Source organism: Blastococcus sp. SYSU DS0616 (assembly GCF_054051015.1).
This window is the reverse complement of the sequence record NZ_JBJHAJ010000011.1, coordinates 21,988-35,700: the sequence shown is the minus strand read 5'-3', so window position 1 is coordinate 35,700 and position 13,713 is coordinate 21,988. Positions and strand designations below refer to the sequence as shown.

Annotated in this window: 12 protein-coding genes; 8 read left to right on the top strand and 4 right to left on the bottom strand. The window is 75.2% G+C overall.

Going from position 1 to position 13,713, the window contains the following annotated elements; all coding sequences use genetic code 11:
• Nucleotides 1-67 precede the first annotated feature (67 nt).
• From ACI79K_RS10240 to ACI79K_RS10230, 3 genes are all read left to right on the top strand, one after another.
• The gene (locus tag ACI79K_RS10240) at nt 68-1,333 is read left to right on the top strand and encodes a multidrug effflux MFS transporter (RefSeq protein WP_456599641.1); all 1,266 of its coding nucleotides are present in this window, start codon (nt 68-70) and stop codon (nt 1,331-1,333) included.
• Nucleotides 1,334-1,413: 80 nt separating this feature from the next.
• A complete protein-coding gene (locus ACI79K_RS10235; protein ID WP_456591174.1) occupies nt 1,414-2,730 on the top strand; it encodes a GAF domain-containing protein in 1,317 nt (438 codons plus the stop codon).
• A gap of 49 nt (nt 2,731-2,779) precedes the next feature.
• On the top strand, nt 2,780-4,096 hold the full coding sequence (locus tag ACI79K_RS10230; protein ID WP_456599640.1) for an MFS transporter: 1,317 nt from the start codon (nt 2,780-2,782) through the stop codon (nt 4,094-4,096).
• On the opposite strand, the gene ACI79K_RS10225 is transcribed toward ACI79K_RS10230, so the two are convergent.
• A complete protein-coding gene (locus ACI79K_RS10225; RefSeq protein WP_456599639.1) occupies nt 4,018-4,461 on the bottom strand; it encodes a hypothetical protein in 444 nt (147 codons plus the stop codon). The two genes, ACI79K_RS10230 and ACI79K_RS10225, sit on opposite strands and share 79 nt — an antisense overlap.
• Nucleotides 4,462-4,832: 371 nt before the next feature.
• Here ACI79K_RS10225 and ACI79K_RS10220 point away from each other — a divergent pair, with 371 nt between their 5' ends.
• From ACI79K_RS10220 to ACI79K_RS10200, 5 genes are all read left to right on the top strand, one after another.
• The gene (locus ACI79K_RS10220; RefSeq protein WP_456599638.1) at nt 4,833-5,369 is read left to right on the top strand and encodes a (2Fe-2S)-binding protein; all 537 of its coding nucleotides are present in this window, start codon (nt 4,833-4,835) and stop codon (nt 5,367-5,369) included.
• Nucleotides 5,366-7,834 carry a xanthine dehydrogenase family protein molybdopterin-binding subunit gene (locus ACI79K_RS10215; protein ID WP_456599637.1) on the top strand — a complete coding sequence of 823 codons (2,469 nt, stop codon included), beginning with the start codon at nt 5,366-5,368 and terminating at the stop codon, nt 7,832-7,834. Before ACI79K_RS10220 ends, ACI79K_RS10215 begins: the two co-directional genes overlap by 4 nt.
• Nucleotides 7,831-8,688: an FAD binding domain-containing protein gene (locus tag ACI79K_RS10210; RefSeq protein WP_456599636.1), complete on the top strand. Its 858-nt coding sequence runs from the start codon at nt 7,831-7,833 to the stop codon at nt 8,686-8,688. The genes ACI79K_RS10215 and ACI79K_RS10210 overlap by 4 nt, the downstream gene beginning before the upstream one ends.
• Nucleotides 8,689-8,782: 94 nt before the next feature.
• Nucleotides 8,783-9,883, top strand: coding sequence for an SRPBCC domain-containing protein (locus tag ACI79K_RS10205; protein WP_456591180.1), 1,101 nt, complete (start codon nt 8,783-8,785; stop codon nt 9,881-9,883).
• Nucleotides 9,884-10,097: 214 nt separating this feature from the next.
• On the top strand, nt 10,098-11,681 hold the full coding sequence (locus ACI79K_RS10200) for a DUF222 domain-containing protein (protein ID WP_456599635.1): 1,584 nt from the start codon (nt 10,098-10,100) through the stop codon (nt 11,679-11,681).
• Between the two features lie 10 nt (nt 11,682-11,691).
• On the opposite strand, the gene ACI79K_RS10195 is transcribed toward ACI79K_RS10200, so the two are convergent.
• The 3 genes from ACI79K_RS10195 to ACI79K_RS10185 are packed head-to-tail and all read right to left on the bottom strand — an operon-like array spanning nt 11,692 to nt 13,657.
• Nucleotides 11,692-12,315 carry an alpha/beta hydrolase family protein gene (locus tag ACI79K_RS10195; RefSeq protein ID WP_456591182.1) on the bottom strand — a complete coding sequence of 208 codons (624 nt, stop codon included), beginning with the start codon at nt 12,313-12,315 and terminating at the stop codon, nt 11,692-11,694.
• Nucleotides 12,312-12,983 carry an HAD-IA family hydrolase gene (locus ACI79K_RS10190; RefSeq protein ID WP_456591183.1) on the bottom strand — a complete coding sequence of 224 codons (672 nt, stop codon included), beginning with the start codon at nt 12,981-12,983 and terminating at the stop codon, nt 12,312-12,314. Before ACI79K_RS10190 ends, ACI79K_RS10195 begins: the two co-directional genes overlap by 4 nt.
• Entirely contained in the window at nt 12,980-13,657 is a 678-nt protein-coding gene (locus ACI79K_RS10185) for a DedA family protein (protein WP_456599634.1), read from the bottom strand. Before ACI79K_RS10185 ends, ACI79K_RS10190 begins: the two co-directional genes overlap by 4 nt.
• Nucleotides 13,658-13,713: the final 56 nt, after the last annotated feature.

Sequence of the window (13,713 nt, the reverse complement as noted above, 5' to 3'; positions counted from 1 at the left end):
CTTGCACGGCGTCGTACTGCGGTTCGACCAGCGTGGGTCCCGCTCAGCACCGATCGACGGGAAACCCGTGACCACCACCCAGGACCGCCCCCAGCCGCAGGCGACCCCCGATGCGCCCGCGCGACCGGGCGCCGCCCGCACCGCGCTGACGCTCGGCGCCTTCGTCGCCCTCGGCCCGCTGACCATCGACATGTACCTGCCGGCGCTGCCCAGCATCACCAGTGACCTGCTCACCACCTCGGCGACCGTGCAGCTGACCCTCACCGGCACGCTGATCGGCCTGGCGCTCGGTCAGCTGGTGCTCGGCCCGCTGTCGGACGCGTACGGCCGCCGCGGGCCGCTGCTGGCCGGCACCGCGCTGCACGTCGTCGCCTCGCTGCTCGTGCTCGTCGCGCCGACCATCGCCGTCCTCGGCGCGCTGCGGGTGCTGCAGGGCGTGGGCGCCGCCTCCGGCGCGGTCATCGCCCTCGCCGTGGTGCGCGACCTCTACGACGGCCGCGCCGCGGCGACGATGCTCTCCCGGCTGTTCCTGGTGCTCGGCGCCGCGCCGGTGCTGGCGCCCACCATCGGCGGCGAGATCCTGCGCTTCACCACCTGGCGCGGGGTGTTCGGCGTGCTGGCGGCTTACGGCCTGCTGCTGCTGGTCGTCGGGTGGGCGACGCTGCGGGAGACCCTGCCGCCCGCGCGGCGGAGCAGCGCCGGGGTGCTCGGGACGCTGCGGGTCTACCGCGGCCTGCTGCGCGACCGCGTCTACGTCGGGCTGGTGCTGGTCGCCGGCCTCACGATGGCCGGGCTGTTCAGCTACGTCTCCGGCTCCGCGTTCGTCTACCAGGACCAGTTCGGGCTCGACGAGCAGCAGTTCGGGCTGCTGTTCGGCGCCGGCGCGTTCTGGCTGATCGCCGCCACCCAGCTCAACCCGCTGCTGCTGCGCCGCTGGTCGCCGCAGACGCTCCTCGTGGCCGGCACCGTGGCCGGCGCGCTCGCCGGCGCCGCGCTGGTCGGGCTGGCCGGCACGGGGACCGGTGGCCTGGTCGCCGTCACCGGGGCGCTGTGGGCGGTGCTGTTCGCGTGCGGGCTCGCGCTGCCCAACGCCCCGGCGCTGGCGCTGTCCCGGCACGGCGAGGCGGCCGGGAGCGCGGCGGCCCTGCTGGGCGCCATCCAGTTCGGCGTCGGCGCGGCGGTCTCCCCGGTCGTCGGCCTCCTGGGCAACGACGCGGTGGCGATCGGCCTCGTCGTCGTCACGGCGCTGGTCCTGGCGATCGTCGTGCTGGCCGCCGTCGTCCGGCCGTGGCAGCTGCCGGCCGGGGATGCGGCGGCGGCCCCGGCGCACTGACCCGCGCCGGCCGCTCTGGTGGAAACCGCCGGCAGCGGCCACGATGACCGGGAGATGAGCGACTCCCCGTGGCGCGGCCGGTGACCACCGCCGTCAACCCGTGGCTGGCGCTGCCCGACGGGTCGCCGTCGGCCGCCCGCACGCGCCGGTTGCGCGCGGCGCACGAACGCCTGGTCACCGCCGGTGCGCTGCCCGTCGACGACGCCGTCCGCCCGGTCGTCCGCGACTCGTGGCGGCGCTCCCTCGGCAGCGGCGTGGACCCCGACGGCGGGCTGCCCCCCGTGGAGCTGCTGGACGCCGACCTGCTCGCCTACCGGGCGGCCCACCCGCTGGCGCCGGTGCTGCCGGTGATCCGCCGGCTGCTGGTGCAGGACGCCGAGGCCGACCGGATGATCGTGGCGGTCACCGACGCCGCGGGGCGGATGCTCTGGGTGGAGGGCGACCACCGGCTGCGGGCGCAGGCCGAGGGCGTGAACTTCGTGGCGGGCGCCCGCTGGTCGGAGGAGGTGGCCGGCACGAACGCACCCGGGACGGCGCTGGCTGTCGACTCCGCCGTGCAGATCTACGGCAGCGAGCACTTCCGGCGCTCGGTGCAGCCCTGGAGCTGCTCGGCCGCGCCGGTGCACGACCCGGCAACCGGTGCGCTGCTCGGCGTCATCGACGTCACCGGCGGCGACCACGTGGCCAGCCCGCACGTGCTCACCCTCGTCCGCGCGACGGTGGCCGCCGTCGAGTCGGAGCTGCGCTGGCTGAACCGGGAGCGGCTCGCCGCCGGCCCGGCCACCGGGGCGCCCGCACCGGCGGCGGCGCGCCTGGAGGTGCTCGGCCGGGAGCGGGCCCGGCTGCTGCTGCCCGGCGGACCGCTGGAGCTGTCTGTCCGCCACTCGGAGCTGCTGTTCCTGCTGGCCGAGGCGGCCGCCTCGGGGCAGGGCCGGGACGCCGCCCAGCTCGCCGACGAGGTGCACGCCGGATCCGCGGCGACCGTCACGGTGCGGGCGGAGCTGTCGCGGCTGCGCCGCCTGGTGGGCAGCGAGCTGCTCGCGTCCCGCCCCTACCGCCTGGTCGGCCGGCTGCACACCGACGTGGAGCAGGTGCGCCGGCTCGTCGCGCGCGGGGAGGTCGGTGCCGCGCTGGAGCACTACGCGGGGCCGGTGCTGCCCGGCTCCCAGGCGCCGGGGGTACGGCAGGCCCGCGACCGACTGCTGGCGGTGCTCCGCCGGGCGGTGCTCACCGGGCGCCGCCCCGACCAGCTGCTGCGCCTCGCCCAGCTGCCCGAGGTGCGGGAGGACGCCGGGGTCTGGCAGGCGCTGTGCGAGGTCCTCCCGGCGGGCTCGCCCCGCCGGGCGGCGGTGACGGCGCACCTGCACCGCCTGCGGCTGGCCGGTCGCACGCGCTGACCCGCCCGGCGCGGGAATGCTGAGGGCTGCTCACGACTTCGCAGCTGGCGTGACCGCAGCGCCCTTCGTCGACCGACCACCCCTGAGCCCCGTCCGGGTCGTCGTGGCCATCGTGGCGCTGGCGCTCGGCGGGTTCGCGATCGGCACCACCGAGTTCGTGACCATGGGCCTGCTGCCCGACATCGCCGAGGGCGTGGGCGTCGACATCCCCTCGGCCGGCCACGTCATCTCCGCCTACGCCCTCGGCGTCGTGGTCGGCGCCCCGGTGATCGCGGCGATGAGCGCCCGCCTGCCCCGGCGCGCGCTGCTGGTCGGCCTGATGGTTGCCCTGCTGGTCGGCAACGTGCTCACCGCCCTGGCGCCGGGCTACCCGACGCTGCTGGGCGCCCGGTTCCTCGCCGGCCTGCCGCACGGCGCCTACTTCGGCGTGGCCTCGCTGGTCGCCGCGTCGCTGGTCGCGCCGCGGCTCCGCGGCCGCGCGGTCAGCTCGGTGATGCTCGGCCTGGCCGTCGCGCTGGTCGCCGGCGTCCCGGCCGCGACCTGGCTGGGGCAGGCGGCCGGCTGGCGGGCGTCGTACTGGCTGGTGGTCGTCCTGGCCGCGGCCACGGTGGCGGCCGTGCTCGTCGTCGTCCCGCCGTCACCGGGGCGGCCCGACGCGACGGTGCGGGGCGAGCTGGGCGCGCTGCGCCGGCCGCAGGTGCTGCTCACCCTGGGGGTCGGCGTCGTCGGCTTCGGCGGCATGTTCGCGCTCTACAGCTACATCGCCCCGGTCGTCACCGACGTCGCGGGCCTCTCCCGGGGCACCCTGCCCGTGGTCCTGCTGGTGTACGGGATCGGCGGGATCATCGGGACGGCGCTGGCCGGGCGGCTGGGCGACTGGTCGCTCTTCCGCTCGCTCGTCGGCGCCCTGGTGGCCCTGATGGTGCTGCTCGCCGTGGTCGCCGTAGTCGCGTCCTGGGTGCCCGGCCTGGTGGCCGGTGTCTTCCTGGTCTCGGTCAGCGGCTCGACCCTGGCGATCCTGCTGCAGTTGCGGTTGATGGAGACCGCGGGGGAGGCGCAGATGCTCGGGGCCGCCCTCAACCACTCGGCCCTGAACATGGCCAACGCCCTCGGCGCCTGGGCCGGCGGGCTCGTCATCGCCGCGGGCCTCGGCTACCGGGCGCCCAGCGCCGTCGGCGCCGGGCTGGCGGCCGCCGGGCTGATCCCGCTCGCGATCTCCGCCGTCCTCCGCCGCCGTGAGCGGGCGGGCCGGGACGCGCCGGGCGCGGGGGCCCGTTCCGCGGAGGCCTACGCCTCCGCGCCCTGGGACTCGTCGGTCCGCGGGGACAGCAGTGCCCCGAGCGCGGTCTCGATCCGCCGGCCGTAGCGGTTCGCGTACCGGATCCCCGGCCTCCCCGGGCCCTCGTCCAGGCGGGCGGGGAGCCCGTCGGCGACCAGCCGGTCGACCACCGCGGCGGTCAGCGCCGGGTCGTCGGTGAACGAGAACCCGGTCTCCATGGCCCGCCACTTGCGGCGGTCGAGCACCACGAGCGCGGTCACCACCGCCGCGGCCCCCGCACCGGCCCGGGCCGGTAGCGGCCACCCCGTCGGCCGCAGCACCGGCACGGACGCCGCCGCAGCGGCGGAGCAGGCCCCGAGGAGGGCGCCCCAGCCCACCGCGTCGAGCCGCGCCGTCCGCAGGAACGACCGCCGTCGGCGACGGGCGAACCAGGGCTGCGGCCGGAGCGGCACCACGGATCCCACGGGTCACCGCTCCCGGGAGCGCGCGGTCACCGGCATCATCGGCCGAGACTAGGTAGACCCGGGTCCCGGCACCACGCCTGCCGCCCCCTTTCTGCTCCGGACGGCCGTGCCGCGCGCGGTGAGCTGCAACGGGGACGCAACGTTGTCCCGCCGGCGGTGCCGCGGCCGTCCACCACCGGAGCGCCCGGAAATCCTGGTCTTTCCGGGGGACTCCGTCTCCCACCGGCGGATCCGGGCAGGCCCGCGTGCAGTTAAGCGTGGCCAAAGTCACTCCTTTCGGGTCAGACTCCGCGGCAGGTCCACGGTCGACCGTGGGCGCGGTCTGCAACGAGGGACCCCTGCAACGAGGCGGAGGACTGATGACCCGGATCAGCGTGCGGGTGGACGGGACGTCCTACCAGGACGACGTCGAACCCCGGACACTGCTCGTGCACTACCTGCGGGAGCAGCTCGGCAAGGTCGGGACCGTGGTCGGTTGCGACACCAGCAACTGCGGTGCCTGCACCGTCCACCTGGACGGCGAGGCCGTGAAGAGCTGCACCGTGCTGGCGGTCCAGGCCGACGGTGCCGAGGTGACCACCATCGAGGGCGTCGCCCGCGACGGCGAGCTGCACCCGGTGCAGAAGGCCTTCCACGAGCTGCACGGGCTCCAGTGCGGCTACTGCACCCCCGGGATGATCATGGCCTCGATCGACCTGCTCCAGGACAACCCCGACCCGAGCGAGGACGAGGTGCGGGAGGGCATCGAGGGCAACCTCTGCCGCTGCACCGGCTACCAGAACATCGTCCGCGCCGTGCAGCAGGCCGCCGGTGAGCTGCGTGGCACCGGCAGCGGCTCCGTCTCGCCCGCGGCGGTCGACACCGCCGCCGCGCCGCACGTGGTGGGGCAGGCATGACCGCCGTGGAGGAGCGCACCGGCGCCCCGTCCCCCGAGATCGGCAAGGCGCGCCGCCGCAAGGAGGACGCCCGGCTGATCACCGGCAAGACCACCTGGACCGACAACATGGTGCTGCCGGGGATGCTGCACCTCGCGGTCGTGCGCTCACCCGTAGCGCACGCGCGGATCACGAACGTCGACGTCAGCGCCGTCCGGGAGGCGCCCGGCGTCATCGCCGTCTACACGGGTCAGGACCTCGCCGAGGAGCAGGGCTCGCTGCCCTGCGCCTGGCCGGTCACCCCGGACATGGTCAACCCCGGGCACCCGTCGATCGCCGTCGACCAGGTCAACCACGTCGGCGAGGCGGTCGCGGTGATCGTGGCGCGCAGCAAGACCGCGGCGCAGGACGCCGTCGAGCTCGCGGACATCGACTACGAGCCGCTGCCGGTGGTGCTGGACATGGAGGAGGCGGTGAAGGACGGCGCGGACCTGGTCCACGACCACCTGGAGTCCAACACCAGCTACCACTTCGTCTTCGACGCCGGCGAGATGGGCACCGGCGCGGACACCGAGCAGGCGTTCGCCGACGCCGACGTCGTCGTCAGCCGGCGGCTGATCCAGCAGCGGCTGATCCCGGCGTTCATGGAGCCGCGCTCGGTCGTCGTGCAGCCGCAGGGCGACAACTACACGATGTGGTCGGCCACCCAGATCCCGCACATCCTGCGGGTCATGGCGGCGATGGTCACCGGCATCCCCGAGCACAAGCTGCGTGTCGTCGCCCCCGACGTCGGCGGCGGGTTCGGTGGGAAGCTGCAGGTCAACCCGGAGGAGATCCTCTGCCTGCTGATCGCCCGGCGCCTGGGCAAGCCGGTCAAGTGGACCGAGACCCGCAGCGAGTCGCTGATGACCGCGCACCACGGGCGCGACCAGATCCAGTACGTCGACGTCGCCGCCGACCGCGAGGGCAACCTCAAGGGCCTGCGCGTGCGGCTGCTCGCCGACATGGGCGCCTACCTGCGGCTGATCACTCCCGGTGTTCCGGCCCTGGGCGCCTTCATGTTCCCGGGCATCTACAAGTTCCCGGCCTACCGGTTCGAGTGCGACGGGGTGTTCACCAACAAGGTGCCCACCGACGCCTACCGCGGCGCCGGCCGCCCGGAGGCCACGTTCGCGATCGAGCGGATCATGGACGAGCTCGCCGTCGAGCTCGGCATGGACCCCCTCGAGCTGCGGCGCAAGAACTGGATCAAGGCCGAGGAGTTCCCGTTCACCACGGTGGCCGGGCTGGCGTACGACAGCGGTGACTACGACACCGCGACGCAGCAGGCGCTGGAGCTGCTCGGGTACGACGAGCTGCGCGCCGAGCAGCAGCGGCGGCGGGAGTCGAACGACCCGGTGCAGCTGGGCATCGGCATCTCCACCTTCACCGAGATGTGCGGGCTGGCCCCCTCCCGGGTGCTCGGCTCGCTCTCCTTCGGCGCCGGCGGCTGGGAGCACGCGGCGATCCGCATGCTGCCCACCGGCAAGGTCGAGGTCGTCACCGGCTCGACGCCGCACGGCCAGGGCCACGAGACGGCGTGGAGCCAGCTGGTCGCCGACTCCCTCGGCGTGCCGTTCGAGGACGTCGAGGTGCTGCACGGGGACACCGCGATCGCCTCCCGCGGGCTGGACACCTACGGCTCCCGGTCGCTGGTGGTCGGCGGCTCGGCGGTGGTCAAGGCGGCGGACAAGGTGATCGCCAAGGCCCGCAAGATCGCCGCGCACCTCCTGGAGGCCAGCGAGGACGACCTCGACTTCGAGGGCGGGAAGTTCTCCGTGCGGGGGACCCCGGGCACCGGGCTCGGCATCCAGGAGATCGCGCTGGCGATCTTCGCGGCGCACGACTACCCGGAGGGGATCGAGCCCTCGATCGACGCCGAGGCGACGTTCGACCCGGAGAACTTCTCCTTCCCCCACGGCACGCACCTGTGCGCCATGGAGGTCGACACCGAGACCGGGTTCGTGAGGATCCGCAAGTACGCCTGCGTCGACGACGTCGGCACGATCGTGAACCCGCTGATCGTCGAGGGGCAGGTGCACGGCGGGCTGGCGCAGGGGATCGCCCAGGCGCTGTACGAGGAGGCCGTCTACGACGCCGACGGCAACCTCACCACCGGCACCTTCGTCGACTACCTGGTGCCCGCGGCATCGGACCTGCCGCACTTCGACACCGGCAACACGGTGCACACAGCGCCGGGCAACCCGATCGGCGCCAAGGGCGTGGGGGAGGCCGGCTGCATCGCCTCGACGCCCGCGGTGGTCAACGCCGCGTTGGACGCCGTCCGGCACCTGGGCGTGCAGGACATCCGGATGCCGCTGACCCCCGAACGGGTCTGGCGGGCCATCCACGCCGGAGGCGACGGCGGCGACCGGGCATCGGCCCGGACGAACGCGCAGGCCGTCGACTCCACCGACGCCCCGTCCACCTCCGGAGGTGCCCAGTGATCCCCGCGCCGTTCGAGTACGCGCGTCCGAGCAGCGTCGACGAGGCGCTGGAGGCCATCGCCTCCGGCGGGGAGGACGTGAAGATCCTCGCCGGCGGGCAGTCGCTGATCCCGGTCATGCGGCTGCGGCTGGCCGCGCCGGAGACCGTCGTCGACCTGGGGCGGGTCGCCGAGCTGCGGGGGGTGCGGGACGACGGCGACGCGATCGTCATCGGCGCGATGACCACCCACTCCGACGTCCTTGCCGACCCGCTGATCGCGCAGCACGTCCCGCTGATCGCCGAGGCCACCGGCACGGTGGCCGACCGGCAGGTGCGCCACCGGGGCACCTTCGGCGGGGCCCTCGTGCACGCCGACCCGGCCGGTGACCTGCCGTCCGTGGCGTTGGCGCTCGACGCCGAGTTCGTGATCGCCGGGCCCGAAGGACACCGGACCGTCGGTGCCGCCGACTTCTTCGTCGACTACCTCACCACCGCGGTCGAGGAGGGCGAGCTCCTGGTGGAGGTGCGGGTGCCGAAGCTCGCCGGCCAGTGGGGCATGCGGTACGAAAAGTTCAACCGCGTGGCGCAGGCCTGGTCGATCGTCGCGGTGGCCGCCGCGGTGCGCCGCGAGGACGGGCACATCGCCGAGGCGCGGATCGGGCTGACCAACATGGGCCCGACGCCGCTGCGGGCCGGCGCGGTGGAGGCCGCGCTGTCCGGGGCCGAGGCGACGCCCGAGGCGATCGCCGCGGCGTCCGCCCGCGCCGCCGAGGGGACCGAGCCGAGCAGCGACCTCAACGCGCAGGCGGACTACCGGCAGCACCTGGCGACCGTCCTCACGCGCCGGGCGGTGACGGCCGCCGCGGGGCTGTAGCTTGTCGAAGGACCCCCTTGCCCCCCAGCACTCGCAGGCTCGCGCCGGGTCCCTGCAAGGGGGCCGTGCCAGTCCGTCACCCGGAGGTTGACCCGTGCAGCTGGAGAACTCGTTCACCGTCCCGGTGCCCGTCGACGAGGCCTGGCGGGTGCTGCTCGACATCGAGCGGATCGCCCCGTGCATGCCCGGCGCGGCGCTGGACTCCGTCGACGGTGACGACTTCACCGGGCGGGTGAAGGTCAAGCTCGGGCCGATCAACCTGACCTACCAGGGGAAGGCGTCGTTCATCGAGAAGGACGAGGCCGCGCACCGGGCGGTCATCGACGCCCGGGGCAAGGACCAGCGGGGCAACGGGACGGCGGCGGCGGTGGTCACCGCCAACCTCCGCGCGGAGGGCTCGGTCACGCGGGTCGACGTGCTCACCGACCTGAACATCACCGGGCGTCCGGCCCAGTTCGGGCGCGGCGTGATGACCGACGTCGGCAACAAGCTGCTGGGGCAGTTCGCCGACAAGCTCGCCGCCCAGCTCGGTGAGGGCGACGCGCAGGGCGACGCCGACCGCGCGGCCGCGTCGGCGGAGGCCGGCCCGGCGGCGGATGCCGGCCCGGCGGCGAAGGCGGCGGCGACGGCCACCGGCGTGGTCGAGGAGGTGGCCGCTTCGGCGGAACAGGCCGCCGGCGAGGGGACGGCGGCCAAGAAGGCCGCCGCTGCCACCAAGAAGGCGGCCGCGTCGGCGACCGACAAGGTCAGCGCCGCGGCCGAGGAGCCCCCGGCGAAGAAGGCGGCCCCGGCCAAGAAGGCCGCCGCGAAGGCGGCGCCCGCCAAGGCCGCGCCGGCGAAGAAGGCGGTCGCGGGCAAGGAGACGGCGACCACGGAGACCCCGGCCAAGGAGACCGCGGCCAAGGTGACCGCCGAGAAGGCCGCCGACACCGCGCCGGCGGGCAAGGCGCCCAGCGGGCCGCCCACCGGCAACACCGCTCCGCCCGGGCGCCCGGCCACGGGTGCGCCGCTACGGAGCGTGCCTGACGCCGCCCCGGCGGAGCGACCGCGTCCGGCGCAGTCCGAGCCGGAGCCGATCGACCTGCTGGAGGTGGCCGGAGGGGCCGCGTTGTCCCGCTACGCCGCCCCGGCTGCCGGGGTCGCCGCGCTGGTGCTGGTCGTCGCCCTCGTCGTACGGCGCCGCCGTCGTCGCTGAGGCCGTCGGACCGGTCCGTCACGTTCCGGGTTCCGGGTCCGGGGCATGACCTCCGGGCGGCGGCGCCGCGTCGGTCGATCCCTCGGTGCGGCACGACCCGAGCCGCTGCCCCGGTTCCGCTCAGCCCTGCCTCGGCGCCTGGACGGGCAGCCGTGATTTGGTCGCCGGGCTCTCGCCTGCGGAAACTGTCGTACCCCCCGCTTAACCTGCGGGTATGTCGTCGGGTGTCGGGTTCGCGGTCGGGGTGACCGTGATGCCGGTGAGCCCGCCGTCGGAGTGGGAGCTGGCCGACCCTGATCCGTTGCCGCGGTTGGGTGAACCGTTGAGCGCGTGGTTGCCGGCCCGGCGGGGTGCGGCGGAGGCGGCGGAGCTGCTGGGGCAGATCGTGGCCGCGGAGGCGCAGTTGGCGGCGCTGCGGGCGGAGCTGGTGATGGACCTGGCCGCGGCGCGCCCGGCTCCGGCCGATCCGCTGCCCGGCGGCGAGCGCGCCGGCACCGTGGGGCCGCCAGAGGTCAGTGAGTTCGTGCCCGATGAGCTGGCCGCGGTGCAGAACTGCAGCCGCACGGCGGCGGTGACCCAGCTGGAGCACGCCGAGGTGCTGACCACGCTGCTGCCCGCGACGTACACACGGCTGCGGCTGGGGCGGTTGGACTGGCCCCGTGCCCGGGCGATGGCCGCGGAGGTCGCCGTCACCGGGCGGGAGACCGACCCGGGCGTGATCGCCGCCATGGAGGCCGCCGTCCTGCCCACCGCCACCGAGCTGGGAGTGGGGAAGCTGCGGGAGGCGGTGCGCGCCGAGCTGATCGCCCGCGACGCCGCCGCGGCCGACCGGCGCCGGCAGCAGCGCCGGCGGGCAGCGGATGTGACGGTGCGCCCGGTCGGGGACGGGATGAGCGAGCTGCGCGCCCTGCTGCCCCATCCCGAGGCCCGGGCCTGCCGGCACGCCGTCGACGCCCACGCCCGCGCCGCCAAGGACGCCGGCGATGCCCGGCCGATCGGCATGCTGCGCACCGGAGCCCTCATCGATCTGCTGCTGCGCCCCTGGCAGCAGCAACCGGCGGTGACCGCGCACCTGACCGTGGTCGCACCGCTGCCCGCGCTCACCCCGGCGGGTTTCCTCGCCTCTGGTGCATCACTGCCGGCCGCGTTCACCGACACAGCGCGGGAAGCGGCCGCAGGCGGCCCGCCCGCGCCGGTGGGGGAGGTGGACGGGGAGCCGATCACCGCCGCCCACCTGCGCGAACTACTCGCCGCCCTGGATGCCGCAGGCGTGCAGGCCCCACCCGGCGGCAGCCTGCAGATCGCGCTCACCGACGCCACCGGAAGACTGCGGGCGGTCACCGGCCGCGCCGAGCTGGAGAAGCTGGCCACCCGCGGCTGCCCCGACCACCCCGACCACCCCGACCAGGCGTGCGGCTGCCCGCTGCTCGGCCCACCGGGTCCGGTGGACCGCTACCGGCCCTCGGCCGCCCAGCAACGCTTCCTCGCAACGCGGGATCGCACCTGCCGGCACCCCGGCTGCACCGTGCCCGCCGGCTGGGCCGATCTGGACCACGTCATCCCGCACGCCGACCGCGGCGCCACCGCCTGCGAGAACCTGTGCTGCCTGTGCCGCCACCACCACCGGCTCAAGACCTTCGCCCCCGGCTGGCAGCACACCCTCAGCGACGACGGCGTCCTCACCGTCATCACCCCGTCCGGCGTCACCCGCACCAGCCGACCACCCGGCTATCGCGTCCTCACCGCACCACCGCAACCACCACCGCCACCACCGGCGGAGGACCCACCACCGTTCTGACCCCGAGCGGTCAGCCCGGGAGCACCTCGGCGAGCCAGGAGGCGGCGGCCGCGCCGACGAGGTCCGGGTTCTTCTTCAGCGAGTGGTCACCGGGGACGGCGTACACCGATGCGCTGCCCCGGCCGGTCAGCACCGCGGCCACCTCGGCCGGCGAACCGAACGCGTCCCGCTCGCCCTGCACCACGACGACCGGGACGGTCACGCCCGCGAGCTCGTCCGCCCGGCTCTTCTCCGGCCGGCCCGGCGGATGGAGCGGGAACGCCAGCGCGAGCACGCCGTCGGCGCCGACCTGTCCCGCGGTGCGGCAGGCCACCCGCGCCCCGGCGCTGCGCCCCCCGACCACGAGCGCACCGGTCAGGTGCCCCGACCCCGAGAGGTGCGCCAGCACCGCCCGCCAGCCCTCGTCCAGGCGGGCCGGCGCCGGGGCGATCTTCTTCCCCGCCACGCGCCACGGTTGCTCGATGCGCAGCACCCGCCACCCGCCCTCGGCGGCGTCGCGGGCGACCGCCTGCAGGTCGGCCGAGTCGGCCCCACCCCCGGCCCCGTGCCCGAGCAGCAGCGTCCCGCGGGCTCCGCCGTCGGTCAGGTGGGCGCGGGCCGGGCCGTGCGGCGTCCCGATGTCGAAGGCGGTCACCGCGGCGGGAGGGCCAGCAGCGCGTCCACCGCGCCGGGGAGGTCAGGGGCGGCGACGTCGGGCTCGCCGTACACCGCGGGGAACACCCGCTCGCTCCGGGGGAACCACGCGCCGGTGAGCCCCGCCCGCTGCGCGCCCAGCACGTCCCAGCCGTGCGCGGCGACGAGCGCCATCCGCTCCGGCGCCACGTCGCAGACGCCGGCCGCCCACAGGTACACCTCCCGTGACGGCTTCCAGGCGCGGATGGTCTCGCTCGTCATGCTGCGCTCCACCAGCGGCGTGATCCCGCCCCGCTCCAGCCCCGCCTCGGCCACGCCGGGCGAGCCGTGGGACAGCGTGACGACCCGGACCCCGGCCTCGGCCAGCCGGCGCAGCGCGGGCTCGACGTCGGGGTGCGGCGCGAGCTCCCCGAAGGCGTCGGCCACGGTCGCGCGCTGGTCGGCCGACAGACCGCTCTCCTGGGCCAGCGCGGCGTCGAAGGCGTCCCGGAACCGGCACCACGAACCGACGGCGGCCGCCGCGAAGCCGGTGAGCAGCGTGCGGGCGAACACGGTGCCCAGCAGCGCCTCGGGCTCCCCTGACTCGACCAGGGTGGCACGGACGGGCGCGAGGTCCAGCAGGGTCTCGTTGACGTCGAAGGCGACGACCTCGGGGCGATGCCGGATCACGATGTCGGGTCCCAGTCCTCGTCCAGGTGCTTCCCGGCCTGCGGGGGCCGGCGCATCCTCCCGGTGGCCTTCTTGTAGACGAACCAGGAGACGCCCAGCACCACGGCGGCCACGAGCACGTAGTCCAGGTACCGCAGGTTCTCGTAGATGAAGTCGCCGGCCGCCACGCCCAGGGTGACCAGGACGGTGTTCCAGATCAGGCTCCCCGCCGCGGTGAACAGCAGGAACTGCCCCAGCGGCATCCGCACCACCCCGGCGGGCACCGAGATGAAGCTGCGCACGATCGGCACCATGCGGCCGAGGAAGACCGCGGCGCGGCCGTGCCGCTCGAACCAGGCGAAGGTCCGGTCGACGTCCTCGGTCTCCACCAGGGGCAGCCGGTCGAGGAAGGCGTGCGACCGGCGTGGCCCGAGCGCCCGCCCGACGTAGTAGAAGAAGATCGCGCCCAGCAGCGAGCCCAGGGTGGCGAAGATGATCACCGGGACGATCGACATCCGGCCGTCGTTGATGAGCACGCCCGCCAGGCCGAGGACCGCCTCGCTCGGGATGGGCGGGACGACCGTCTCGAGGAGGATCGACAGCCCGACCCCGACCGGCCCGAGGGTCTCGACCAGGTCCAGCAAGAAGCCGGTGATGCCACCCTCGTCGGAGGCCGCAGCGGCGAGGAACGACATGGGCTCCACGGTATCGGCGCCCTCCGCCCGCCGCCGCGCCCCTGGGCCGGCGCGGA

Excerpts from the sequence above, each read along its gene's own strand:
- ACI79K_RS10220 (WP_456599638.1), top strand. The coding sequence starts at position 4,833 with ATGACCCGGATCAGCGTGCGGGTGGACGGGACGTCCTACCAGGACGAC.
- ACI79K_RS10215 (WP_456599637.1), top strand. The coding sequence starts at position 5,366 with ATGACCGCCGTGGAGGAGCGCACCGGCGCCCCGTCCCCCGAGATCGGC.
- ACI79K_RS10200 (WP_456599635.1), top strand. The coding sequence starts at position 10,098 with ATGTCGTCGGGTGTCGGGTTCGCGGTCGGGGTGACCGTGATGCCGGTG.
- ACI79K_RS10185 (WP_456599634.1), bottom strand. The coding sequence starts at position 13,657 with ATGTCGTTCCTCGCCGCTGCGGCCTCCGACGAGGGTGGCATCACCGGC.